Source organism: Chromobacterium alkanivorans (genome assembly GCF_016937655.1).
GTDB classification, from domain to species: Bacteria; Pseudomonadota; Gammaproteobacteria; order Burkholderiales; family Chromobacteriaceae; genus Chromobacterium; species Chromobacterium alkanivorans.
Genome location: NZ_JAFHKL010000020.1, coordinates 1 through 24,556, shown reverse-complemented (window position 1 = coordinate 24,556; position 24,556 = coordinate 1). Strand labels below are relative to the sequence as shown.

The 24,556-nt window shown below is 60.2% G+C and carries 22 protein-coding genes; 8 read left to right on the top strand and 14 right to left on the bottom strand.

The annotated features are described in order from the left end of the window. Positions 1–77: 77 nt before the first annotated feature. Positions 78–869 carry a pyruvate formate-lyase-activating protein gene (gene pflA / locus JW897_RS23025; RefSeq protein ID WP_082159156.1) on the bottom strand — a complete coding sequence of 264 codons (792 nt, stop codon included), beginning with the start codon at positions 867–869 and terminating at the stop codon, positions 78–80. Positions 870–1,318: 449 nt separating this feature from the next. On the opposite strand from pflA, the gene JW897_RS23020 reads away from it, so the two are divergent. After that, the gene (locus tag JW897_RS23020; protein ID WP_205467792.1) at positions 1,319–2,452 is read left to right on the top strand and encodes a Vgb family protein; all 1,134 of its coding nucleotides are present in this window, start codon (positions 1,319–1,321) and stop codon (positions 2,450–2,452) included. A gap of 141 nt (positions 2,453–2,593) precedes the next feature. On the opposite strand, the gene JW897_RS23015 is transcribed toward JW897_RS23020, so the two are convergent. Next, the gene (locus JW897_RS23015) at positions 2,594–3,376 is read right to left on the bottom strand and encodes a FadR/GntR family transcriptional regulator (RefSeq protein WP_240352347.1); all 783 of its coding nucleotides are present in this window, start codon (positions 3,374–3,376) and stop codon (positions 2,594–2,596) included. Between the two features lie 174 nt (positions 3,377–3,550). Here JW897_RS23015 and lhpI point away from each other — a divergent pair, with 174 nt between their 5' ends. Together lhpI and JW897_RS23005 are read left to right on the top strand one after the other, a co-directional pair. Beyond that, entirely contained in the window at positions 3,551–4,474 is a 924-nt protein-coding gene (lhpI, locus tag JW897_RS23010) for a bifunctional Delta(1)-pyrroline-2-carboxylate/Delta(1)-piperideine-2-carboxylate reductase (RefSeq protein WP_205467791.1), read from the top strand. Positions 4,475–4,567: 93 nt separating this feature from the next. Continuing rightward, positions 4,568–5,584 carry a proline racemase family protein gene (locus tag JW897_RS23005; RefSeq protein ID WP_205467790.1) on the top strand — a complete coding sequence of 339 codons (1,017 nt, stop codon included), beginning with the start codon at positions 4,568–4,570 and terminating at the stop codon, positions 5,582–5,584. 40 nt (positions 5,585–5,624) lie between these two features. Here JW897_RS23005 and JW897_RS23000 read toward each other — a convergent pair whose 3' ends face one another. After that, entirely contained in the window at positions 5,625–6,299 is a 675-nt protein-coding gene (locus tag JW897_RS23000) for a M24 family metallopeptidase (protein ID WP_205467789.1), read from the bottom strand. Positions 6,300–6,839: 540 nt separating this feature from the next. Here JW897_RS23000 and JW897_RS22995 point away from each other — a divergent pair. Continuing rightward, positions 6,840–7,280, top strand: a complete 441-nt coding sequence (locus JW897_RS22995) for a hypothetical protein (RefSeq protein ID WP_205467788.1) — start codon at positions 6,840–6,842, stop codon at positions 7,278–7,280. 178 nt (positions 7,281–7,458) lie between these two features. Here the strand turns inward: JW897_RS22995 and JW897_RS22990 are convergent, their stop codons facing one another. The 3 genes from JW897_RS22990 to JW897_RS22980 all read right to left on the bottom strand — a co-directional run bounded on the left by JW897_RS22990 (position 7,459) and on the right by JW897_RS22980 (position 10,909). Next, a complete protein-coding gene (locus tag JW897_RS22990; protein WP_205467787.1) occupies positions 7,459–8,970 on the bottom strand; it encodes a P-loop ATPase, Sll1717 family in 1,512 nt (503 codons plus the stop codon). A gap of 204 nt (positions 8,971–9,174) precedes the next feature. Further along, on the bottom strand, positions 9,175–9,654 hold the full coding sequence (locus tag JW897_RS22985) for a VOC family protein (RefSeq protein WP_205467786.1): 480 nt from the start codon (positions 9,652–9,654) through the stop codon (positions 9,175–9,177). Between the two features lie 400 nt (positions 9,655–10,054). Beyond that, positions 10,055–10,909, bottom strand: coding sequence for an alpha/beta fold hydrolase (locus JW897_RS22980; protein ID WP_205467785.1), 855 nt, complete (start codon positions 10,907–10,909; stop codon positions 10,055–10,057). A 176-nt stretch (positions 10,910–11,085) separates the two neighbouring features. On the opposite strand from JW897_RS22980, the gene JW897_RS22975 reads away from it, so the two are divergent. After that, positions 11,086–11,718 (top strand): CGNR zinc finger domain-containing protein, encoded by a 633-nt coding sequence (locus JW897_RS22975; RefSeq protein WP_205467784.1) that lies wholly within the window; start codon positions 11,086–11,088, stop codon positions 11,716–11,718. Between the two features lie 208 nt (positions 11,719–11,926). Here JW897_RS22975 and pflB read toward each other — a convergent pair whose 3' ends face one another. From pflB to JW897_RS22960, 3 genes are all read right to left on the bottom strand, one after another. Beyond that, positions 11,927–14,185, bottom strand: a complete 2,259-nt coding sequence (gene pflB, locus JW897_RS22970) for a formate C-acetyltransferase (RefSeq protein WP_205467783.1) — start codon at positions 14,183–14,185, stop codon at positions 11,927–11,929. A gap of 227 nt (positions 14,186–14,412) precedes the next feature. After that, the gene (locus JW897_RS22965) at positions 14,413–15,240 is read right to left on the bottom strand and encodes a formate/nitrite transporter family protein (protein WP_019102857.1); all 828 of its coding nucleotides are present in this window, start codon (positions 15,238–15,240) and stop codon (positions 14,413–14,415) included. Positions 15,241–15,644: 404 nt separating this feature from the next. Continuing rightward, positions 15,645–15,908, bottom strand: a complete 264-nt coding sequence (locus JW897_RS22960) for a hypothetical protein (RefSeq protein ID WP_205467782.1) — start codon at positions 15,906–15,908, stop codon at positions 15,645–15,647. 570 nt (positions 15,909–16,478) lie between these two features. Between JW897_RS22960 and JW897_RS22955 the strand changes: the two genes are divergently transcribed. Next, positions 16,479–17,765 (top strand): HAAAP family serine/threonine permease, encoded by a 1,287-nt coding sequence (locus tag JW897_RS22955; RefSeq protein WP_048415888.1) that lies wholly within the window; start codon positions 16,479–16,481, stop codon positions 17,763–17,765. Between the two features lie 80 nt (positions 17,766–17,845). Continuing rightward, positions 17,846–19,237: an L-serine ammonia-lyase gene (locus JW897_RS22950; protein ID WP_420837274.1), complete on the top strand. Its 1,392-nt coding sequence runs from the start codon at positions 17,846–17,848 to the stop codon at positions 19,235–19,237. An 89-nt stretch (positions 19,238–19,326) separates the two neighbouring features. Here JW897_RS22950 and JW897_RS22945 read toward each other — a convergent pair whose 3' ends face one another. Then, positions 19,327–20,544: an isochorismatase family protein gene (locus tag JW897_RS22945; protein WP_205467780.1), complete on the bottom strand. Its 1,218-nt coding sequence runs from the start codon at positions 20,542–20,544 to the stop codon at positions 19,327–19,329. A 103-nt stretch (positions 20,545–20,647) separates the two neighbouring features. Between JW897_RS22945 and JW897_RS22940 the strand changes: the two genes are divergently transcribed. Beyond that, entirely contained in the window at positions 20,648–21,547 is a 900-nt protein-coding gene (locus tag JW897_RS22940; protein ID WP_205467779.1) for a LysR family transcriptional regulator, read from the top strand. Between the two features lie 7 nt (positions 21,548–21,554). On the opposite strand, the gene JW897_RS22935 is transcribed toward JW897_RS22940, so the two are convergent. Genes JW897_RS22935 through JW897_RS22920 form a run of 4 tightly spaced genes read right to left on the bottom strand, consistent with a single transcriptional unit; the run spans position 21,555 to position 24,193 of the window. Further along, a complete protein-coding gene (locus tag JW897_RS22935) occupies positions 21,555–22,349 on the bottom strand; it encodes an anti-sigma factor family protein (RefSeq protein ID WP_205467778.1) in 795 nt (264 codons plus the stop codon). Next, positions 22,346–22,864, bottom strand: coding sequence for an RNA polymerase sigma factor (locus tag JW897_RS22930; protein ID WP_205467777.1), 519 nt, complete (start codon positions 22,862–22,864; stop codon positions 22,346–22,348). Before JW897_RS22930 ends, JW897_RS22935 begins: the two co-directional genes overlap by 4 nt. After that, positions 22,861–23,847 carry a YncE family protein gene (locus JW897_RS22925; protein ID WP_240352346.1) on the bottom strand — a complete coding sequence of 329 codons (987 nt, stop codon included), beginning with the start codon at positions 23,845–23,847 and terminating at the stop codon, positions 22,861–22,863. Before JW897_RS22925 ends, JW897_RS22930 begins: the two co-directional genes overlap by 4 nt. Next, complete coding sequence (locus JW897_RS22920; protein ID WP_205467776.1) at positions 23,834–24,193, bottom strand: COG4315 family predicted lipoprotein; 360 nt, start codon at positions 24,191–24,193, stop codon at positions 23,834–23,836. The genes JW897_RS22925 and JW897_RS22920 overlap by 14 nt, the downstream gene beginning before the upstream one ends. Positions 24,194–24,556: the final 363 nt, after the last annotated feature.

Below are 24,556 nucleotides of genomic sequence, written 5' to 3'. Positions count from 1 at the left end.
CATGATAAATAATTCGATAAACAAGCAGCGCCGCTCCGGGCGACGCTGCCAGCCAAAAACCACCGGCCGGAAGGCGTTCAAGTCACCTTCAAGCCTTTACAGGAAAACAACTCGCGGGCACGTTTGACTTGCTCCGGCGTGGGAATCGGCGTATCCGCCAACTGGTATTCCATGCCCAGCTTCTGCCACTTGTCCATGCCCAACTGATGGAAGGGCAACACCTCAACCCGCTCCACCACACTGCCCAGGCCGGCGACGAACTCCGCCAGCCTGCTGATGTCCTCGTCGCCGTCGGTCAAACCCGGCACCAGCACGTAACGCACCCACATTTTCTTGCCCAGCCGTTGCAGGCGACGGGCAAAATCCAGCGTCGGCTGCAAGGGCTGGCCGGTCAGCGCGTGATAGCGCTCCGGGTCCGAATGCTTGATGTCCAGCATCACCAGGTCCACCGCGTCGAACCACTCGTCGCTGACCCGCTCGTGCAAAAAGCCCTGGGTGTCCAGCGCCGTGTGCAGGCCGAAGCGGCGCTTGGCCTCGCGGAACAGCGCGCCGACGAAACCGTCCTGCATCAGCGGCTCGCCGCCGGACACCGTCACGCCGCCGGCGAACTTCAAAAAACGCGCATACGGCTCCAGCTCCGCCATCGCCTGCTCCACCGTGACCTGGCGGCCGTTGTGCAGCTTCCAGGTGTCCGGGTTATGGCAGTATAGGCAGCGGAACTGGCAGCCCGAGGTGAAGAAGACAAAGCGCATGCCAGGCCCATCCACCCCGGCCCCGCTCTCCGTGGAGTGCAGGTAACCCACCACGGATTCGGGAGACATGGCGTGTTCTTGCGGGACCGTGTCCACGGCGGTTTGGGTATCTGGCATGCGTTTGTGCTCCTATGGCCGACAGAGGCCGGCCCTTAACAGGCCGCCTTTTAAAGCATAGTGCGCGGTTCCGAACGGGGACGAGCCCAAAACGCCAGAGCCGAACACAAATGTTATTTTACGAACACATTTTATATTCTAAAACGAAAATGTATGTTTGATACAGGTCAAAAGCGTACATAGTGATGTGCGCACGCCACATCGCCCCACGCCCTCTCCCCGGCAAACCCTTGATTTGCGTGGAGTTCTAGTTAAAACAGTCGTTAGTTTTATCTTGCACTGCAATATTTCCGCTCGTTCGCGAACATCGTCATAACACGTCAACAGCATAAACCGGAACCGGCACAGGCCCATCCGCGGCTGAGCTGGATCAAGTCGCGGCCGTTTTTTGCAAACGTCATGATTGGCGCCTATTATGCCAAAGGGATTACAACCCTCGGTAAACCGCCATGAACACACTGCGCCTCGCCCTCAAAAGCGTGATCGAATATCCGCTGCCCGCCTCCAGCCAAACCCATGAAGTGGCCGCCATTGGGCCGGACCTGCTGCTGATCTCCCAGCAGCCGTCCGGCGCGCTGGTCAAAATGCGGGTGGACCCGCACAGCGGCCAGCCGCGGGCCGCCATCGCCCACGTCATCGACAACCCGTTTTCCGGCCTGCACGGGCTGACCGTCTCCAAAACCCACCCCGGCTGCCTGTGGGTGACCTTGCAATTCCAGTCCGAGCTGCTGCTGATAGACCCGATAGCCTCTGACCTGACCACGCCGCCAAAAATCCTCAAGCGAGTGCCGCTGCCGCAAGCAGCGCGCGGCCCGCACGTGGTGGCAGAAGACGGCGACATCCTGTGGACCTCCTGCAAGGACAGCCATCACGTCGTGCGCGTCGACAGCCGCAACCCGGCGGACGCCACCCTCTACCCCTGCCCGCCGCGCCCCATCTTCGTCCAGATCCACCCGGACAGCGGCGACGTCTACGCCACGCTGGACCAATCCAGCCAGCTCTACCGCATCCCCGCCAACGGCGACGCGCCCGCCGCCATTGAAATCCCCGCCGAACACGGCAACACCCCGGTGGGCATGGTGCCGGGGCCGGACGGCAATTTGTGGGTCGCGCTACTGGGCAATTCCTCCGGCGGCAACGGCGGTTTCGGCCGCGTGCTGACCGGCGGCGGCATAGACTGGTTCCAGCTCAGCACCGCCCCGGCCGCCGGCGCCGGCTTCATCCATCTGGGCTTTACGCCGGAGGCCGGCTCGGCGCCGCGGCTCAACCTGCTGGCCTCGTCCATGGCCTGCTCCAGCGCCCTCAACGGCGTGGTGCAAGTGAAGCTAAGCTCGGACTACGGCCGCGTGGAAGCGCAGCAGACCATCGCCTTCCCCTCGCAGCACAGCATGAGCCACCGCGTGCTCTGCACCGTGCACGGACTTTACGCCACCGAACTGGGCGCTTGCTGCCTGGCCCATCTGCGCCCGGCGGAGAATCGTTACGGCGAAGGCGTCAATGAAATGGCCGACCCCTATTCCTTGTGGGGTTGCGGCATACCGGAGGGAGAAGTGCGCTACCCGGGTGCGCACCGGGAGGAATAGCGGCTGGCCATGGCCGTTCCGGCGAGGCCTTGACGGCAGGATACGAATGAACGGCTCCGGCCCCGCAGGCGCGCCAGTCTCAGAACTGGACTGCTTGCGGGGCCGGAGCCGTTCAATCATGCGGATCAATGCGCTGGCGGCTTAGCCGGAGATATCCCGCCTCACTCGTCGCAAATGCTGCTCAACGTAAAAGGCGGCGGCATCCTCATCGCCGGTGATGATGGATTCGTAGATCAACTGATGTTCCGCAACGTACAGGCCAATGCGTTCCGCGTCATAGATGCCGTCGTCACGCAGCCGTTGCCATAACGGCTGCCCCATGGTTTTGGCTACTTCATCGGCGATGCGGACCATCAGCGCATCGCCCGTCATCACCGCCAGCTGCCGATGGAACAAGCGGTCGCTCTCGCTCCAAAGCGCTTGCTGCGCCGGAATGTCGATGTTTTTGACCCCCTTCATTTGCGCCAGGTAATACTCCGCCCTTTCATCACGCCGGCCTTTTCTGGCCGCCATGCGGGCAATGGCCGGCTCCAGCACCAGCCGCACTTCCAGCGTCGATATCGGGCTGTCGTCCGCCTGGCTCCGCTGGTTTGCCGGCGCAGCTTGCCGCAGCCGTTGCAAGGCATCCTCGCAGACATAGGTGCCCGAGCCGCGGCGCGTCATCACCAGCTGCTGATTCTGCAAGGCGCCAATCGCCTCCCTCACCGCGGGCCGGCTGACGCGATAGTGCGCGGCCAGATCTCTTTCCGAGGGCAGGCGCGACTCCGGGGGAAACTCCCCGCCGACAATGCCGTTGCGGATCTGCTCTGCAAGCTGTTCATAGATGGGCAGCGGCTGAAAGTGGTTCGGTTCCTGTGTGCTGACATCCATTCTGCTTACCTCAAGACCAATTTGTTGTGTAACTGGTGAAAATTGTGACCGCATTTGGGCGGCGGCAGGCTAACTTCTTGTCGCCTTATCCCTAAATTGGTAATTTACAAAACAAGTTAGCGATATAACAACGTTATTTTAAGACCAGTTTTGCCGATCATGACAGCCAAACCCTGGCCCAAACGCAAATTTGGTCTTAATTTTACCAATTATCGATAAAGGCGCGTCATGTCCACCGCACCCTCCCTCCCCCTGCTGTCCGCCGCCGAGACCAAGAAGCTATTGCCGGTTGCCGACCTCTGTCAGGCCCTGTCCAACGCCGCCGCCGAATACATCGCAGGACGGATCATCAGCCCGGAACGGCAGGTGCTGCCCTTGCGGGGAGACGCAGTGCTGCTGTCCATGCCTGCCACCGCGCACGATATCGGCATTCACAAACTGGTCAATGTGTGCCCGGACAATCTCAAGCACGGCCTTCCCACCATCCATGGCATCGTCAGCGCGTATGACGCCGTCACCGGCCAGCCGCTGCTGATTCTTGACGGCCCCACCGTGACCGCCCAGCGCACCTCCGCCATTTCCATGCTGGCGATCAACAGCCTCTACCCCGGCAGGCCGGCCGCCATCGCGTTGATAGGCACCGGCAAGCAGGCCTCCGGCCACCTGGAAGCCATTGCCGCCCTGTTCCCGGACATCCGCGTGGATGTGCATGGCCGGGAACTCGCCGGCAGCGCCGAGTTCTGCCGCCGGCACGCCGCCCTTAACTTGACGCTGCGGCCATGCCACGGCCGTGTGGCGGACGATGTCGACGTGGTGATCACGCTGACCACCAGCAAACAGCCCGTCTACCACGAGGCAGCCCGCAGCAACCGCCTGCTGGTGGGAGTGGGTGCCTTTCGTCCGGACATGGCCGAAATCGGCCCGGCCGCCATTGCCGGCAGCCAGCTGTTCTCGGACGACCCTGCCGGGGCGCGGCATGAAGCCGGAGACCTGATCCAGGCCGGCGTGGACTGGAACACCGTGCGGCCCTTGGCGGAAGCGATAGCCGGACAGTACGACGCCAATCGCCCGCGGCTGTTCAAGAGTGTTGGCACGGCGGCTTGGGATTTGGCGGCGGCGCGCTGCGCGCTGGCGCATTGGAAGGCCGGCTAAGCGGGCGGCAAACAAGCGGTGCGCTAGCGCATCCAGTTAGCTAAACGAATGGTGCTCCATCGCACCGCGTGAACAACAGGAGGAGTGAACAGCATGAACCCCTTGCCTGCGGATTTTGTCATCGACACCGTGGAAATGCACACTGGCGGCGAGCCGGTGCGCATCGCGCTCAACCTTATCGACATGATTCAGGGAGCGGACATCCTGGCAAAACGCCGCTTCATGAGCGAGCGCCTGGACCCCGTGCGCCGCCTGCTCATGCACGAGCCGCGCGGCCATTACGATATGTATGGCGCGGTGCTGGTGCAGCCCTCCATGCCAAACGCGGACCTCGCCGTGCTGTTCACCCACAACGAAGGCTACAGCACCATGTGCGGGCATGCCGTGATCGCGCTGGCCCGCTTTGCAGTGGACAGCGGCAAAGTGCCCGCCGTCGCGCCGCTGACGCGGGTGGGCATCGAATGCCCATGCGGCCTGGTGGAAGCCTTGGTGGAAATCAAGAATGGCAAGGCCGGCGCCGTGCAATTCGAAAGCGTGCCCGCCTTCGCCTTTGCCCTGGACCTGCCCGTCACCGTGCCGGGCATCGGCGAAGTGGTCGTGGATATCGGCTACGGCGGCGCCTTCTATGCGGTAGTGGCCGCCGAAAAACTGGGCGTGTCGCTGGATGGCCGCCTGCGCGACCTGGTGGACGCCGCCTCCGCGCTGACCCAGGCGGTGCGCGACACCATCGCCGTGCGCCACCCCAGCGCCGACGACCTGAGCTTCTTGTACGGCAGCATCCTCACCGATGGCCGCGACCGGGCCGCTGATGGCTGCAGCAGCAATGTCTGCGTCTTTGCCGACGCCGAAGTCGACCGCAGCCCCACCGGCTCCGGCGTCACCGCGCGCATGGCCATCCGACACGCCAAGGGGCTGGTAGCGCCTGGAGAAACCTGTGAATTCAAAAGCCTGACCGGGGCGCTGTTCAACGGCACGGTGCTCGGCCAAACCCAGCTGCCGGGCCATGACGCGGTGACGGTGCGCGTGGCCGGACGCGCCCACTACAGCGGCAAGGCCAGCTGGTCGCTGGAAGCCGACGACTTGATAGGCCAGGGCTTTCTGCTGCATTGAGTGCTTGCCGGGCGGGCGGCTCGTCGCCGCCCGTTATTGATCAGCCCTCGCTCACCAGCAAGTCTTCATAGAAAGCGCCAAACTCGCCGGACGGATCGGCAATCTGGATTTCCAGAATCCACAAACCGGTATCCGGACATTGGGCGAAATCACCCAGGCTGCCGGCCTTGTAGATGGAGTGTGGAAAGTCCGACACCCGGTGGCCCTTGATGTCCAGGTTCAGCCGCCAGCCCATTGCCTCGGCGCGCTCCGCCGCGTACTGGTACAAGCCCGGGCCGGCCAGCCGCTCACGCCGCCACTTGTCCGCCACCTCCCGCCACAGCTGGCGCGCCGCCTCGGCACAGGCCTGCTTGCACGCATTGTCGCCGGTGGTGAAGGTATCGCCGGCGTCGCCCTCGTGGCCGTCCCAGACTATGCCCAGATCAATGAAGAAGATGTCGTCGTCCAGCAGCACATTGTCCGGGTCGATCTGCTGCTTGAAGATTTTCAGCGTGCTGCGGCCAAAGCGGACGATGATGCCGTGCCAAATGCGGTCCATGCCCATGCTTTCCAGCTCCGCCTTGGCCAAATCCTTGGCCTGCTGTTCGGTCATGCCGGGGCGGATCTGCGCGGCGATGCGCCGCACCGCCGCCATGGTCTTGTCGCGGGCGGCGATCATTTTATCCAGGGAGAAAGCGCTGCCCACCGCTTCCGGAGGGAGAGAGACTGTGGTCATGAGAAATGCCCTGTCTTAAGAACCTGTTTGCGATCTGCTGCGCTGCATGAGAGGTGACACGGTGAGTACCGCTTTGGAATGCTCATATACCACGAGTACATTCCGCTTCCTCAGCCGGTTTCGCCTGGTCTCGCTCTTGCTCATGAGAACGTAAACAGGTTCAAAAATAAAGTGATGAAATGGGCAGTGAAGTATACCGCAACGCAGCAGAATCATGACATTCAAATCCCGGACAAAATCAGGCCGCCCACCCGCGCCCCCGCTGGCTTGACCCTGCCGGCCCACTCGGTAACAATCGCCGGGTGCTGTTATTCACGGCACCGGGATTGGCATCTCGCAATTAACAACCAACGGACATATGCGTTACCGCATAGGCCCGTATTTCTCCATGGCTGCGCCAAAATCGGCAGGCTCGTGGTGGGGGAGCGCTCCGCGCTCGCCGGTTGGTTGTTACCGGAAATGCCAATCCTGCCTCGCGCCTGCCAACTCCCGTCTATATCTGGCAGGTGGTTTATCTTGTGTCACCGCAGGAGAAACACCATGTCGAAAACCTTTCCCGCTCGCCGTCGCTACCGCCAAGCCTCGATGGAAGCGCGCGAAGCCCTGCTCCCCTTCGTGTCCCGACGCCCGGGACGGCCGCAAGCCGATTACTGGCACATGCCGGCCGCGCACCCGGACTACGCCGCCGACTGCGCCTACGGCCGCGAATGCGGCGCCCACTTCGTCCAATGGCTGAAGGACAATCCCGGCTATCGCGGCCAAAGCCTGCTGGCGCGCATCACCCGCGACATCGACTTCCGCAAGCCGGAGCAACGCGGCTTCCGGGTGGGCTTCTTCAACTATCTGGAAGCCATGCTCACGCTGGCCGCGCGCAAGGTGGACGTGTTCGAGCATGTTGACGAACTGCACCGCCAGCAGCAGGCGCAGGTCAAACGCAAAACCATGGAAAACCGCTCAGTGCGGCGGATAGAGAAGAAGTAAGGAAGAAGGAACCCCGGCTTAAGCCGGGGTTTTAGTCATCATTGAGTAAGACTATTCTGACAAAAAGGCTCGTAGTCACATACAAGGAACTAACAGTAATTAAATGAAATGACTTTCAATCATTTCATCACATTGCCCTACCCAAAAAAATCACAACTTAGACACTGAGTTCACTTGGCTACTTTGCAGGAGGCAGCCTTGCCAATTGAGCTTGCTTAACTCCAATTAAGTACGTTCTAAACGCAGGATGAACCTCCCACCTTGCCCCCTGCATAGAATTCCAATTTGCCAGTTTCACAAAATTTGAATCATCATGAAATAGAATATGACGAAACCCACGAGGCTTTGTATTATCAACAACACGTGGATTTATAAAACCCGTCTCATGCAGCAACCTCAATATCGCAATGGCATCCTCATCAACATCGGGCCTCAATACCATACCACGAATCTGAATAGAAGAAATACTTGGAACCGTCAAAAGGTGGCGCCTAAGCACCTCAAAATCCGACTCAAAATCGACATCTGCAAATGTATTAATAATCTCACGAATACTTTTACAATCTAACGAAAACTCATTTGCCACATCATCAACCCGCTCTGACGAATAAACTTTCATTGCCAACGCCGCCTCTTGACTACCTATAAGGGAAGAGTTCCCCTGCTGCGCCATATCAACCATATTTTTAATAAGTTGAATAGCATCTCGAGGACGCTCACGTGCTGATTTTAAAATAAATGAATCCCAAGATCGTGTTTCCTTACTAGAAGGCAGCGTTACAGTCGAACCGTTAAAAAAAATAGGATAAGGATCACACTGTTTTTTTACCGCATCCCATGCGGCTTTTTCCATACGCTTTCTAATAATATTCTGCATCTGCGCATCATCAGCCAAGAGCGGAATAACAAGTCCACGTATATGATCAGTTTGATCCCTCTGACCTTGACTTTCACTAGTCAACCGAGTCCAAACACTTGAGCGAAGGCTTACAATTGCCCTAACAGCACTACACTCCCCTGTAAGCCTTCTCACAGCCAACAATAACGCCCAGATTCTATTCAGATGAGCAGGTTGATCAGGGGCAGCCAACTGATCCGTATCATCAATAAGTAAATAAAAAACATTACCAGATGATAAAAGCTGAGAACCAATCGCCTTAATCAACGCATCAGGGGAGTTAACACCCGCAAGGTCCTTCGCCAGTTGAACACCATTAATCTTAGAAACTGGCAATGCAACCGCAGAAATAAGCTCAAGAGATTTTTGAATAAAATCATCTTCCACAATTCCTTGTTGGCGTGCCTCATTATGCAACCTTGCAGCATCCCCCTTCAGCAGGCCTTTCAATTGAGCCCCAATTTGAGCCCCAACTGTTCTGAGAAGAACCTCATAATAGAATCGCTTTAAGGACCCAATGTCTGGAGATGACGGCATTTCTCTAGAAGAAATATTATCAGGACGAATCAGCAAGCAGGGAAGATTTTTCGCCTTAGCCACTTTATCAATCCATTCAACGACTGCGCTTTTCCCAACCCCTTTATTTCCGACAAGAACTCTCATTCCACCAGGTTCAATAGCACACAACTGAGAGAACTGTGTCGGGGTAATGAATATCTGAGCAAGAAATGATCGATCACCCTCCGCCGTTCCAGTCCTAACATACTTGAGCAGATAATCTAGTGCACTCATGTGAACTCTCTACAAGAAACAAATATTAAATAAGTTCTTAAAAACAGATAAGCCAATTAAAAATCATAAAAATGAGATCACAAACATTTTAATCAGTTATCAACCTTAAATCACAAGACAGGGAACTACTACTTTGAAGTAGCAATATTATTCATCCACTCCTAGTCATTGATAGCTACCACTCACCTAAAAATATACATTCCACTAGCCCAACCTCCTCGCCTTCTCAATCCCCGCAATATCAATCTTCACCATCCCCATCATCGCGTCGAACACCCGCTTGGCGGCGGCCCGGTCCGGATCGGCCAGCGCCTCGGTCAACACGCGCGGGGTGATTTGCCAGCTCAGGCCCCACTTATCCTTGCACCAGCCGCAAGCGCTGGCCTGGCCGCCGTTGCCGACGATGGCTTGCCACAGGCGGTCGGTTTCGGCCTGGTCTTCGGTGGCGACTTGGAAGGAGAAGGCTTCGCTGTGTTTGAAGGTGGAGCCGCCGTTGAGGCCCAGACACGGGATGCCCAACACGGTGAATGCCACGGTCAGTACATCGCCCTCCTTGCCGGCCGGGTAATCGCCGGGCGCGCGCAGCACCGCCCCGACGCGGCTATCCGGGAAGGTGGCGGCGTAGAAGCGCGCGGCGTCTTCGGCGTCGCCGTCGTACCACAGGCAGATGGTGTTTTTGTGCATGGCCCCCTCCTCCGGCGCGCTTGGGTTTTGCAGGCGCTCAGAGAGAATGACGTATAAATGAAACCACTTTATAGCACATGGGCATTTTTTGCGGCATTGATCCAAAACAGCCACGCATAAAAAAAGCCTCCCCTAGGGGAGGCTTGGCGCTATGCCGGCTGGCCGTCGCGGTTGCCAGCGGCGTCAGGCTTACTTGCTGCCATGGAAGGTGCGTCTAACAGGTGGTTTATCGTGGTCATGCAGGAGAAACACCATATCGCCCTCCCTGGAAAACAGCGCGGTACGGCGGACAGAGAAGAATTCTGGCAGAACGAACCCCGGCTTTAGCCGGGGTTTGCTTGCCGGGAGCATTGCCTAATGCTTGACCGAGCTAGCTCCCTTGCCCGTAAGGCTCCTCGCTTCAGCGGACAAGGAACTCAGAAATGGCTGCGGCAATCTCGCCGGCGTGTGTTTCCAGCGCGAAATGCCCTGTATCGAAGAAACGCACCACTGCACCCGGCATGTCGCGCCGGAATGCCTCGGCGCCCGCCGGCAAGAAGAAGGGATCATTCTTCCCCCATACGGCGAGGAAGGGGGGCTGATAAGCACGGAAATATTGTTGGAACGCGGGGTAAAGCTCGACGTTGCTGCGATAGTCGCCGAACAGATCGAGCTGAACCTCGGCAGCTCCGGGACGGCTCAGATAGAAGTCGTCGAGCGAGTAGCCATCCGGCGACACGCGAGTTGCATCATGAACGCCATGCGTGTATTGCCAGACGGTCGTTTCATGGGCGAGCAGCTCACGAAGGGCCTCGCGATTGGCGCTCGAAGCTTCTTGCCAGTACGCGCGGATCGGGTTCCAGTTCTCGCTCAATCCTTCCTCATAAGCATTGCCGTTTTGCGAGATGATCGCCGCGATCCGCTCGGGATGCGCCAGCGCAAGTCGAAAGCCCGTGGGCGCGCCATAGTCGAAGACATACATTGCAAAGCGGTCAAAACCAATGCCCTCAGTAAAACGCTCAATCACTTTGGCTAGCTTGTCGAAGGTATAAGCAAAGACATCGCGGCTCGGCATGTCTGATTGCCCAAAGCCGGGCAGGTCTGGCGCAACGATATGAAAATGCTCTGCGAGCTTGGGGATCAGGTCGCGGAACATGTGGCTCGAGCTGGGAAAACCGTGCAGAAGCAGCAGTTTTGGAGCATGCAGCCTCCCCGCTTCGCGATAGAACACTTTGACGCCGTCTACGTCAGCGTAACGATAGGCAATAGAAGTCATAAGTTTCCTTTCCGATAAGTCAAGTGAGCTGCCGCTGCCGGCAGAGGGTGCCTGCCAGAACCAGCACGTAACCTATTAAAAGCGCAAACATAGGTTACTTCTCTTTTTTGTAACTTGTCAAATTTAAGGTAAAGGGTTACTTTTCAGTGTCTTTACTTCACAACCGCCATAAAGCGATGGACTACCGTCAAACCCCTGCAATATTCATCGCTGACGCGACTGGACTGGACTTTCTGAATTCGGAGGCAACCCCTGGGGGCGAGGCGATAGACTGGATCAGTGATGGCAAAGGTCTGCTGGCCTGGCTTAGTCAGGCGGGCCTGGTTCCTGCCGAGGTGCTTGAGACGATGCGAAGCCGGTATGCGCCGACCGAACTCAACGAGGCGGCGGAGAAGGCGCGCCAGTTGCGTTCCTGGTTCAAGGATTTCGCCCGCAAGCGGAAAGGACGGCCATTGGTCGCCGAGGATTTGCACGAACTAGAGCCTTTGAATCAACTACTCAGGCAAGACGCGCAGCATCGCGAAATTGTTCCTAAAGCAGCCGATGGCGGCACGACCTTCGAATTGCGCGTGGATCGATGCTGGCATTCAGCCGAGTCTCTACTGATGCCGATAGCAGAAGCCTTGGCCCGGCTTGTCTGCGAAGAAGACTTCACCCATGTGAAAGCGTGCGAAGGCCCCCGATGCACCTTGATGTTTGTCGACCACACGCGAAGGCATGCGCGCCGATGGTGCAGCATGGCGCTTTGCGGCAACCGCGCCAAGGTTGCCGCTCACCGGAAGCGAATCAAGGAACAGAGAAGCGATTGAGGCTGGGACATGGCGGCCCGCAACCCGTCTGCAACCCATCAACAGCCCTATTCCTTCTTGATCCCGCAGTCAATCCGCCCCACCCCCACCATCGCCTTCCGGCATTTTCCGCAGCCCTGATCCAAAACAGCCGCGCATAAAAAAGCCTCCCCTAAGGGAGGCTTTGCGTTGTGCCGGCTGGCCGTCGCGGTGGCCAGCGGCGTGAGGCTTACATGCTGCCGTGGAAGGTGCGGTTGATCACGTCCAGCTGTTGCTCGCGCGTCAGCTTGACGAAGTTCACCGCATAGCCGGACACGCGGATGGTCAGTTGCGGGTACAGCTCCGGATGTTCCATCGCGTCCATCAGGGTTTCGCGCTTGAACACGTTGACGTTGACGTGGAAACCGCCGGCGTCGGAGAAGCCGTCCAGGCAGTTGGCCAGGTTGGCAACGCGTTCTTCTTCGCTATGGCCCAGTGCGTCCGGGGTGGCGGAGGCGGTCCAGCTGATGCCGTCCAGCGCGGCTTCGTACGGCAGCTTGGCTACCGATGCGCCTGCGGCGACAAAGCCTTTCACGTCGCGGCCGTTCATCGGGTTGGCGCCCGGGGCGAACGGTTCGCCGGCGCGGCGGCCGCACGGGGTGTTGCCGGTTTTCTTGCCGTACACCACGTTGGAGGTGATGGTGAGCACGGATTGAGTCGGCATGGCGTTGCGGTAGAAGTGCGGCTGGGCCTTGATCTTCTCCATGAAGGTTTCGGTCAGCCATACCGCGATGCTGTCGGCGCGGTCGTCGTTGTTGCCGTAAGCCGGGTAGTCGCCTTCGATCTTGTAGTCCACCGCCAGGCCCGCTTCGTTGCGGATGATGTGCACTTTGGCGTACTTGATGGCGGACAGGGAGTCGGCGGCCACGGACAGGCCGGCGATGCCGCAAGCCATGGTGCGCAGGATGTCGCGGTCGTGCAGCGCCATTTCGATGCGTTCGTAGGCGTATTTGTCGTGCATGTAGTGGATGCAGTTCAGCGCCTTGACATAAGTGGCGGCCAGCCAGTCCATCAGCAGGTCGAACTTGGGCATCAGTTCTTCGTAGGTCAGCACGTCGCTCTTGATCGGCTCGAAGCCCTTGGCCACTTGCACGCCGGATTTTTCATCCACGCCGCCGTTGATGGCGTAGAGCATGGCTTTGGCCAGGTTGGCGCGGGCGCCGAAGAACTGCATTTGCTTGCCGATGCGCATCGCGGACACGCAGCAGGCGATGCCGTAGTCGTCGCCCCAGTGCGGACGCATCAGGTCGTCGTTTTCGTACTGGATGGAGCTGGTGTCGATGGACACTTTGGCGCAGAAGTCTTTGAAGCCGCGCGGCAGCTGGGTGGACCACAACACGGTCAGGTTGGGTTCCGGCGCCGGGCCCAGGTTGTACAGGGTGTTGAGGAAGCGGAAGCTGCTCTTGCTCACCAGGGTGCGGCCGTCTTCGCCCATGCCGCCGATGGATTCGGTGACCCAGGTCGGGTCGCCGGAGAACAGTTGGTCATATTCCGGGGTGCGCAGGAAGCGCACGATGCGCAGCTTGATCACCAGGTCGTCGATCATTTCCTGGGCTTGGTCTTCAGTCAGCGCGCCGGAGGCCAGATCGCGTTCGATGTAGACGTCCAGGAAGGTGGCGACGCGGCCGAAGGACATGGCGGCGCCGTTTTGTTCTTTCACGGCGGCCAGGTAGGCAAAGTAGGTCCACTGCACCGCTTCGCGGGCGTTGACGGCCGGGCGGCTGATGTCGAAGCCGTATTTGGCGGCCATCTGCTTCAGTTCGTCCAGCGCGCGGAATTGTTCCGACAGTTCTTCACGCAGACGCAGCACGTCTTCATTGAAAACGGCGTCGTCCAGCTCATGGAATACTTTTTGGCGTTCGGCGCGCAGGAAGTCAGTGCCGTACAGGGCCACGCGGCGGTAGTCGCCGATGATGCGGCCGCGGCCGTAGGCGTCCGGCAGGCCGGTGATCACGCCGGATTTGCGCGCGGCCATGATGTCCGGGGTGTAGGTGTCGAACACGCCCTGGTTGTGGCTCTTGCGATAGTGGGTCCACACGTCCTTGATGACCGGGTCCAGCTTGAAGCCGAAGGCTTCCAGGCCGTTCTCAACCATGCGCAGGCCGCCGTTGGGCATGATGGCACGCTTGAGCGGAGCGTCGGTTTGCAGGCCGACGATGACTTCGCTGGCTTGGTCGATGTAGCCGGCGTCATGCGCAGTGATGGAGCTGCCGCGGTCCGCAGCTACGTCCAGCACGCCACGGGCGCGTTCTTCTTTCAGCAACTCGCTCAGGGTGTCCCACAGCTTTTGAGTGCGCGCGGTGGCGGGAGCCAGGAAACTGGCGTCGCCTTCAAACGGCTTGTAGTTCAGCTGGATGAAGTTGCGGACATCCACCTTGCTTTGCCATTCACCACCGGTGAAATCGCGCCAGGGGTTGGCTTGAGTCGCGTCACGATTCAGAGCATCCATGTGTGCCTCCTAGTAACTATCAGTAAATGTTGTGTACTGAACATATTGTACATTCGGTTTCGAAAAAAATCGTTTGATAAAGATCAACTGCCGCAGACTAAAACGCGGTGGCCGCCACGGCCGCCACGCCGGCAAAAACCCATAAAAAACGCTTTATTTTCAATGCCATGCAAAACCACATCAATACGCCGGCATTGTAGCCGGCGCATTACATTCGAAAACGAACATCAAACACTGGTTCCGAGCGCCGTCGCGGCCGGTTTTGCGGCTTCGCGCCGCGCCGGCAGGGTGTGACGCTCCAGCAGGTAGACCACCAGACCCACGCCCAGCGCGCCGCCGGCGATATTGCCCAGGGTGGCCGGAATCATATTGTGCAGGATGGCGGCGGCGTCCAGGCCTTGCATGCCGTGCAGCAGGGCCAGCGAGAAGAAGGCCATATTGGCGATGCTGTGTTCAAAACCGGAGAAGAAGAACACGAAGACCAGCAGCAGGATCATCAGCATCTTGGCGGCGTCGCCGGCCATGCGCAGCGGCACCCACACCGCCAGACAGATCACCCAGTTGCACAGCGCGCCCTTCCAGAAGATTTCCCAGCCGCCGGCGTGCACCTTATGCGCGGCCACGTTGAACAACAGGTGGTCGGCCGGCAGGCTGCCCATGCCGCCGGCGCCGGCGAACACCGCGGTGAACAGCAACACCCCCAGCAGGTTGCCCAGGTAGACCATGGCCCAGCTGCGCAGCAGGTTGCACACGCGGCAGTCGCCGCTGAGCACGCCCACGCTGAAGTACATCACATTGCTGGTGAACAGCTCCAGCTTGCAGACGATGATGCTGACCAGGGCCACGCCGAAGAAGCCGGCCACGGCGATGTAGTAGCCGGGGGAGCCGACGGCGAAGAAGACCTGGCCCAGCTTCAGGCTGACGCTGAGCACCACGGCGATCAGCGCGCCGGCCATGCCGGCGCTTAATAGGTAGCGCCCGGGGTGTTGTCGCAACACGGTCTGTTTGGAGGCGGCTTCGGCCGCGACGTAGGCGAGTGTGGAGGCGTGGTTCATGTTTTTCATTTCGCGAGCTTGCGCAGAGCCGCTGGCGCGCGGGTCAACCTTATTAGGAAGCCTATCAACTGACTCTGCCGTCTCTAAGGCTTGGCGGCGAAAACGCCGGCTTAGGCCCAGTTCCTGCAATGCGTTTGTTGGCCGCCGAGGTGGTTGGTTCCCACGCGAACGGGTGCACGGATTGTTGGTTCACGAAAATTTTATGTTCGGAATGCTTCATTCTTGTTTGATAACCATCAAACCTAGGTCTTTCCGTTGCGCGGGCGGATTCACAGCTTGCAAGCCGCGCACCAGTCGCATGCATTTTGACTAGCCGAGATCCCGCCACACCCTCGCTCTTTCCGCCCAGGCACCGCCAGACGCAGGAAAGGCGCGATAACAAACATGAAAAAACACCTTGAAAATCATATGGATAACAAGAAAACAAACGTTTGAAAGCCGTAGTCATGTTTGAAAACAATCAAATTATGTTCGTTTTGAAATATTTTTGTTCGTTTTCGAAAACAAATTTGGTCTCGAATTTCATATTTTGATACTTGCAGCAGCGCCGAGCCCCATGCTGATATAGCGGCCTCCCTGGCGCGGCGCAGGCCGCCCTTCGGCTTGCGCGTTCCCCTCCCCAAGCCAGCCAACCCCGCCAAAAAACCAATATACTCCTTGTTATTCATGAAGTTACAAATCACAACACGACTACAAGCCAAGACCATGTACGCCAAGGGGCCATGGCCTGCCCTCGGCACAGGATATGCCAACGAAGTGTTCAAAAATGATGAAACTAGCTCGAACAAAGTGCGGGGACGGCGATTTTGCGACACCAGGCCGCTCGAATCCATTCAGACATGAAAAGCAAAGCAACACGAAAGCAAAGCAAAACGAAAATTGGCATCTTTTCAAATGAAGCGATATTTCTTGAAACAATCTTTCTACAGCTACAGTTTTGCGCAATTTAATGCCAATAAAACGAATTCATCATGTTATCTGTAAGTCATGGGTTCTAAATAGTATTTGTTCGGATGTTCGTTTTGCTTCAAAATAAAGTTGATTAGAATCAACTGATGTTCTGAAATGTGTAACCACCGCAGTACAACTGCCTATACCATGCACATCAATGAAAGCCGGCAATCACTAATCAGCGGTTCCAGCTACTGACCAAAAGTCTAGCAAGAGATGAAAACGGCGCGCCGCCAAGCGACGCGTCAAAACGATTACCCCATTTGTCTTTTATGAAGGCCAATATCATGTCTCAAGCCGTTTCCACCCCCCTGCCCAAATCAGGCGCTTCCTCTTGGAGCAAGCAAGATACCGTCTGGATGCTGGGCCTGTACGGCACCGCCATTGGCGCCGGCACCCTGTTCCTGCCCATCAACGCCGGCATCGGCGGCCTGTGGCCGCTGATCGTCATGGCGCTGCTGGCCCTGCCGCTGACCTTCTTCGCTCACCGCGGCCTGACCCGTTTCGTACTGTCCAGCTCCAAGCCGGGCGCGGACATCACTGAAGTGGTGGAAGAGCACTTCGGCGTGGGCGCCGGCAAGCTGATCACCCTGCTGTACTTCTTCGCCATCTACCCCATTCTGTTGGTGTACAGCGTGGCCATCACCAACACCGTGCAGTCCTTCATGGTCAACCAGCTGGGCGTGTCCGCTCCGCCGCGCGCCATCCTGTCGCTGATCCTGATTCTGGGTCTGATGGCCATCGTGCGCCTGGGCGAGAAGATGATCGTCAAGGCCATGAGCGTGCTGGTGTACCCGTTTGTCGCCTGCCTGATGCTGCTGGCCCTGTACCTGATTCCGGAATGGAACGGCGCGGCCATCCAGCAAGCCGGCAGCCTGGGCGACGCCCTGTCCCACGGCGCGTTCTACAAAACGCTGTGGCTGGCCATCCCGGTAATGGTGTTCTCCTTCAACCACTCGCCCATCATCTCGTCCTTCTCGGTTGACCAGCAGAAGCTGCATGGCGACGCCGCCGAGCCGACCGCCGGCCGCGTGCTGATCCGCGCTCACGTCATGATGGTGCTGTCGGTGATGTTCTTCGTGTTCAGCTGTGTATTCAGCCTGTCCCCGGCGGACCTGGCCGCAGCCAAAGCGCAGAACATTTCCATCCTGTCCTACCTGGCCAACCACTTCCGCAACCCGGTGATTGAATGGGTGGCTCCGCTGATCGCCATCGTCGCCATCAGCAAGTCCTTCCTGGGTCACTACCTGGGCGCCAAAGAAGGCTTCAACGGCCTGGTGATCAAGCAGCTGCGCCAGAACGGCAAGTCCATCGAGACCGCCAAGCTGGACCGCTTCACCGCCGTGTTCATGATCATCACCACTTGGGCCGTGGCCACTTTCAACCCCAGCATCCTGGGCATGATCGAAACCCTGGGCGGCCCGGTCATCGCGATGCTGCTGTTCCTGATGCCGATGTACGCCATCGCCAAAGTGCCGGCCATGAAGAAATACTCCGGCGCCGCCAGCAACATCTTTGTGGTTCTGATCGGCCTGATCGCCATCTCCGCCATCTTCTACGATCTGTTCGCCTGATCGCACTCCTCTGACAGCCCGGCCGGTCACGGCCGGCCGGGTTCCTCAGCATCACCAAGAGGTAACCAATCATGTTCAGCATGACTGATATCTACAAAATCGGCGTCGGTCCCTCCAGCTCTCACACCGTCGGTCCGATGAAGGCCGGCCACCAGTTCCTGGGCTCGCTCAAGGAAACCGGCCGCTTCAACCAAGTCACCCATGTTCACGTCGATTGCTACGGCTCGCTGGCCCTGACCGGCAAGGGCCATTGCACCGACCACGCCATCATCCTGGGCCTGGCCGGCAATCTGCCTGACACCGTGGACCCGGAACAAACTCCGGCCCTGATCGCCGATGTGGAAAAAACCCGCCAGCTGACGCTGGGCCGCACCCATCAGCGCGTGGGCTTCGACATGGATTTCCACACCGCCAATCTGCCTATGCACGAAAACGGCATGCAGATCCACGCCTTTGTTGGCGACGAGTGCGTGCTGACCAAGACTTACTATTCGATCGGCGGCGGCTTCATCGTGGACGAGGAGCATTTCAATCAGAGCTCCTGCAGCGACACCCCGGTGCCTTATCACTTCCTCAGCGCGCAGCAGATGATGGATATGTGCGAGGAAACCGGCCTGTCCATCTCCGCGCTGGTGATGGAAAACGAAAAGGCCTTCCATGAGGTCAAGGATGTCCAGACCCACTTCGCCAAGGTGTGGGATGTGATGAAGACCAGCATAGACCGCGGCATGCGCACCGAGGGCAATCTGCCCGGCCCGATGCGGATTCCGCGCCGCGCGCCTGCGCTGCACCGGATGCTGACCAGCTCGCTGCAAGTGGCCAAAGACCCGATGAGCGTGATGGACTGGGTCAATATGTACGCGATGGCGATGTCGGAAGAAAACGCGGCCGGCGGCCGCGTGGTCACCGCGCCCACCAACGGCGCCTGCGGCATCGTGCCGGCGGTGCTGGCCTACTACAACCACTTCATCCAGCCGCTGGACGAGGACAGCTGCCTGCGCTTCTTCCTGTCTTCCGGCGCCATCGGCTGCCTGTTCAAGCTCAACGCGTCTATCTCCGGCGCGGAAGTGGGCTGTCAGGGCGAGGTGGGCGTGGCTTGTTCCATGGCCGCGGCCGGCCTGACCGAGCTGATGGGCGGCAGCCCGTCCCAGGTGTGCATGGCGGCGGAAATCGCCATGGAGCACAACCTGGGCCTGACTTGCGACCCGGTGGGCGGCCAGGTGCAAATTCCCTGCATCGAGCGCAACGCCATCGCCGCGGTCAAGGCCATCAACGCCGCGCGCATGGCCATGCACCGCGTCAGCAGCCCCAAGGTCTCGCTGGACAAGGTGATCGCCGCCATGTACGAAACCGGCAAGGACATGGACGCCAAGTACCGTGAAACCTCCTGCGGCGGACTGGCCCTGCAGATCGTGACGGAAAACAAGGCGGTGCCGACCCAGGCCATCCGCTGGGTGGACGACGCGGCCTGAGCTTAGGCCAGCCGTCCAAAGACAACGCCGCCGGGGCAAACCGTCGGCGTTTTTTTACGCGGTTCATGGCGCCAGCGCGGCGCGGCCGCTCAGACGCTGCCCGGCGACGCGGCTTGCGGAGGCGGCGCTCCCCGCACCGCGATGGCGTCGATTTCCACTTGAACCTCCGGCCGAAACAGCGCCTGAACCCCAATCAGGGCGCTGGCCGGTTCATGACTCTGCAACCAGCGGTCCCGCACTTCACGTATCGTCGCCAGCCATTCCGGGCGGTAGTCTTTGACATAGATAGTCATCCTGGCCACATCCTTCCAGCCGCTTCCGCCCTGCCTCAACGTGGCGTCCATATTGAGAAACACCTGTTCCAGCTGTTCTTTCAACGTTGTCGCAATCGTCCCGTCGCCAGCGACAGGAACTTGGCCGGACAGCAGCAACAGCCTTCCGCTCTCAACGCCTACCGCGCTCGAGACGCCCGGAATCTTCGCTCCCGGCACTTGCACGGACCGCAGCATCGCCTCCGGCAGCCCCTCTGAATCAACAACGGCGAACAACGATGATTTGCTCTCAGACGCGGCGGCATGGTTCGCGATGAAGTCCTCTGTCGATACGGCCCAGCCAAAATGATGAACAATGTCATTCAGGAAGTACTGCTGCTGAGCGGCGTTGAACGCCGCGGTGGCTTCGGCCAGCACCACCGGCTCGTAGCCCAGGTCATGGGCGGCTCGCAGGGTTGACTCAATGCACACCTGAGTCGCGTACCCCGCCAGATACAAGCGGCTGATGCCTTGTCCTCGCAGATAATTGTCCAGGTCGGACGCGGCGAACGCGCTGGCCCCGGCCCGGCCGCTGACGACAAACTCGTTTGGCCGCGGAGCAAAAGGCGGGTAGAACTGCCAGCCCCGGTGCTGTCGCTGCCAGGTTCCCGCCCTGGGAATCGCGCCACGCAGGCCGAATGCGACGCGCCCTAATTCGCGATAGTCGGAGGATAACTGCAAGCTTGCGTGAATCACCGGCATGCCCGCCTGCCGGGCTGCCGCCAACGCCCGTTGCGCGGCGATTTGAGACTGGCTGAAAAGCTCCTGATCCTGCATCAAGCCCCGCAGCTTGCCATCGGGAGCCAGCCATTCGTTGACAAACTCCACCATCAATAAGGCGGCTTTCCCCGAGCTTGGCGGCAACGGCTTCGTCAGCCCTTCTCGCTTCATTTGTTCCCCGGAAGCCTCCGCCACTCCGCCCGCCATGCTGCCGCCGGCAACAATCGACGACAGCAGGGCCAGGCCGGAAAAAACACGTTTGATCGGCTGTAGCATCACGTTTCTCCCACGATATGTTCATCAACGATCGCCACTATATCCCGGCAGAAAAGTTATAATAAGATGTAAAAAATCATAGTTATCATGATCTAAATTCATCATGAAATCAGACCCCTTTAGCGACATCACCACCTTTGTGCGCACCGCCGAGGCGGGAAATTTCACTCGCGCCGCGCGAATGCTGAGAATCAGTCAGCCCGCCGTCAGCAAGGCCATTGCCCGGCTGGAAGCCGAGTTAGGCGTCCGTCTGTTCCATCGCTCCCCCCGCCATATCGCCTTGACCAGTGATGGCGAAGTTTTCTTCAACGCTTGCCGCCACAGTTTGACCACGGTAGAGGATGCGCGCAGTACCCTCGCCGGCCCCTCCCCTGTGCTGCAAGGCAAGCTGCGCCTGAGCGTGCCAGTAAGCTTTGGTCAATATGTCGTGGCGCCCGCGTTGCATGATTGGTTGACGGCCTACCCGGGCTTGGAGGTGGAGCTGATACTGACGGATCGCCATGTCGACATGACCGCGGAGCGCTTTGACTTGGCGGTGCTGCTAGGCGAGGTTCCCGACTCCCGGCTGCTTGCCCGCCCGCTTCCGCCTCATCGTTTTTTAACCGCCGCCGCGCCCAGCTATCTGCAACGCCGCGGGGAGCCGGCTCATCCAGAGGAATTGGCTAAGCACGCCTGCCTGCCTTACATCATGGCCAATAGCGGCCAGTTCAGGCACTGGACCTTTATCCGCGACCGGCAACAATTCCGGCATCGTCCCGAAGGCCCGCTGGCTACGGACCATGCGGCGGTCTTGCTCGCAATGGCGCAAGATGGGCAAGGCATCATCCAGGCGCCCTACTATGTGCTCGCAAACGCGGTGCAAGAAGGCCGGCTCGTCCCCGTGCTCAAGGACTACCAGACAGAAGGCGCGCCCTTGACGGTGGTGTATGAAAAAAGCCGGCAACTATCGGAGCGAACCCAATGCGCGGCCCGATTTTTATTGGCGCTGGGCACGCAGCTCTGATGCCCCCTCAGGAAGCCCGCAACTGGCGTTGCGCCGCCTCCGCCAGACGTCCCAGCTCCGCCTGGCCCAGCCCCGCGGACAAGGCGTAGGCGAAGCGGCCATCCCACCAGTAGAAAACATTCACCGGCCCCTGGCTGGCGAAGCGGAAGCCGGCGTCGCGACGCGGCGCGGCGGTGGTGGCCACGTACAAGGTCATGCGCTGGCCGGCGGCGTTGTGGTACATGAATTGTGCCACCGGCCCTTGTTCGCCCGGCAGCAGCCGGCCGCCAATCAGCTCATAGCCCTGCGCGCTCAGCAACGGCGGCTTGACCCGGCTTTGCAGGCGCTTGGACAGCCAGGCCACCAACTGGTCCTGATGCTCGGCGTCGATCTCCACCGGCCGCTTCACGTCCGGGCTGTACACCACATGCGCCATCGCCGCCAAGCGCGGCAAAGGCTCCTGGCTATCCGCCGCCGCGACCCACTGCGCAGCCGGCGCTTGCAACTGGTCGCGCAGCAACCAGCCGCCGCCGCCGCCTAAGACCAGCATCAACAAGGACGCGGCCGCGCCCTGCCACCATTGCACCCGCCACCCTCGCTGCGGCGGCGGCAGCGCGGCGGCCAGCAGGCGCGGCGGGACGGGTTCCAGCAAGGCCGGCTCGAACAAGGCGCCGATATCTTCCTGCAAGCGACGGTAAGTCCGCAGCCGTTCCCGCGCCTCCGGATTGGTTTCCAAATAGGCTTCCACCGCCGCGCGCCGCTCCAGCGGCAAGGCGTCGTCCAGATAAGCCTGCAATTCCTGTTCCGTGACCGTTTCCATCATCTTCCTCCCCCGGCGACCGGCGCGGCGCCCGCCTCCATCAAGCCGCGCAAGCGTTCGCGGCCGCGGCTTAGCCGCGACATCACCGTGCCCAGCGGAATCTCCAGCGTCGCGGCGATCTGCTGATAACTCATGTCTTCCAGCGCCAGCAGCAACAGCACCGCGCGTTGCTCATCCGGCAGCCGCGCCAGGTTGGCCGCCAGTTCGCGCAGCGCCAGGCCGCGCTCCTGCGGCGCGTCCACCGTCAGTTCGTCCATGTCCTCCGCCAGCGGCTGCCGCCTGGCGCCGTAGCGGCGGAAGTCGTCGATGTGCTGCCGATGCATGATGCCGAACAGCCAGGGGCGCAAGTCGCGGTCGTCCCGCCATTGCCACCACTTGCGCCAGGCTTGCTCCAGCGTGTCCTGCACCAGATCGTCCGCCGCGCCCTGATCGAACACCAGGGCGCGGGCATAACGCCGCAGGCGCGGAATGCTGTCCACCAGCAGCCGGTGGAAGCGCTGTTGGGCGGCCTCGCTCATCCAGCGACCGGGGCCAGTACCCGGACAATGGCCTTGCGCGCCAAATCCACCTCCGCAATGCCCAGATCTTCGTTCAATACCCAGGCCTTGGCGCTGTCGCGGCTGAAGCTGATGGCCTGGCGCGGCCCGCTGAAGCCGGTGATTTCGCCCACCGCCTTGAACGCCGGCAAGGCCACCACGGTCAGCGAGTTGCCCTTGAGGTTGCCGGAATACAAGAAACGCCCGTCCGGTCGCAAGGCCGCGCCGTAAGGCTCCTGCCCCACTTTCACCGTCTTGATCACGGTGCGGCTGGGCACATCCACCCAGGACAAGGTATCCGCGCCGCTATTGGCGGCGAACAGGCTATTACCGTCGCCGCTGACGGAGATGGCGCGCAGCTTGTCGAAGCCGCCCACCTCGGCGCGAGCCTCCAGCTTGGCCGCGTCCACCAGGGTGATCTTGTCGCCCAGGAAGTTGGTGACGAACACGGTGCCGCCGTTCGGCGACACCTTGATGCCCTGGCGCGGCTGAGCGAAACCGGTCAGCACTTTTTCCACCTTCCATTGCGGCAGATTGACCACGGTCAGGCTGCCGGCGGCCTGATTATTGACGTAGAGCCGGCTGCCGTCCCGGTTCAGCGCGGTGCCGAAAGCCCCCGGCCCGATGGCCAGGCTGGCTTCCCACGTCCAGCTGCCCGCGTGCCAGCGCTCCACCACGCCCTTGCTGCTGTCCGACACGTAGAAGCGCTCCCCGTCCGGAGCAAACACGATATTGCGCGGCGTGACGAAGCCCGGCAGTTCGCGCAGCAGCTTGCCGGCGCGCAGATCGTAAGCCAGCAGCGTGCCGCGGGAACTGTTGCCGGCCAGCGCCAGCGTTTCCGCCGGGTTGACCGCCAGCGTGTTGTTGCGGATCTGCGGATCGAAAGCCGCCGGGTCCTGCGCCCAGGCCAAGGGCATCGACAGCGCCGCCAGCAGCAGCGCGGCCCGCGTGTTAACGCGCCACATGCCAAACCTCCTTGAAGCCATCGCCAGCGCGCTCGCCCGGCTTGCCGTCCTTGGCGAAGCGGTACAAGGGTTTACCTTGATACGCCCATTGCGCCTGGCCGTCGTCGCGGCGGATCTGGCTGAAACCCGCCGGCGCGCTGTCGCCCGCCGCTACCAGCAAGGGCGGCCACAACGCCGCGCAAGCCTGATTGCACACGCTGCGGCCGCTGCCGGCCGCGTCCTTGTCGAAGACATACAGCGTCATGCCTTGCGCGTCCACCAGCGCGCCGTCGCGCAGCGACGCCGCTTCTCCGGCCAACGCTCCCGCGCTCAGCGCCATCAGCGCCACCGCCATCCATGTTTTCATCGTAAATCCCTCCCGTTGTAGAACACGCGGCGGCTTCCGGCCCCAATCTCAAGGCCCCGCGCGCCGCGGCATTCCATCCTGACGAAACCGCCGACCATTCGGCGTCCAGTACGGGGTATACGGATGAGCTGCGCGGTTTATTCCCGCCGCGCCGCATTTTTTCGCCGGAGCAAAAAAAACCGCCGGGAGACCGGCGGTTCTTAGCTGAGACAAACGCGGATTTAGGCCGGCGCCATCCCCACCCAGCCCTGCGGAATGGACTCCAACAGCTTGCGGGTATAGCTCTCCCGCGGCGCGCGGTAGATCTGGTCCGCGTCCGCCTGCTCCACCACCTCGCCCTTGTTCATCACCATCACCTGGTCG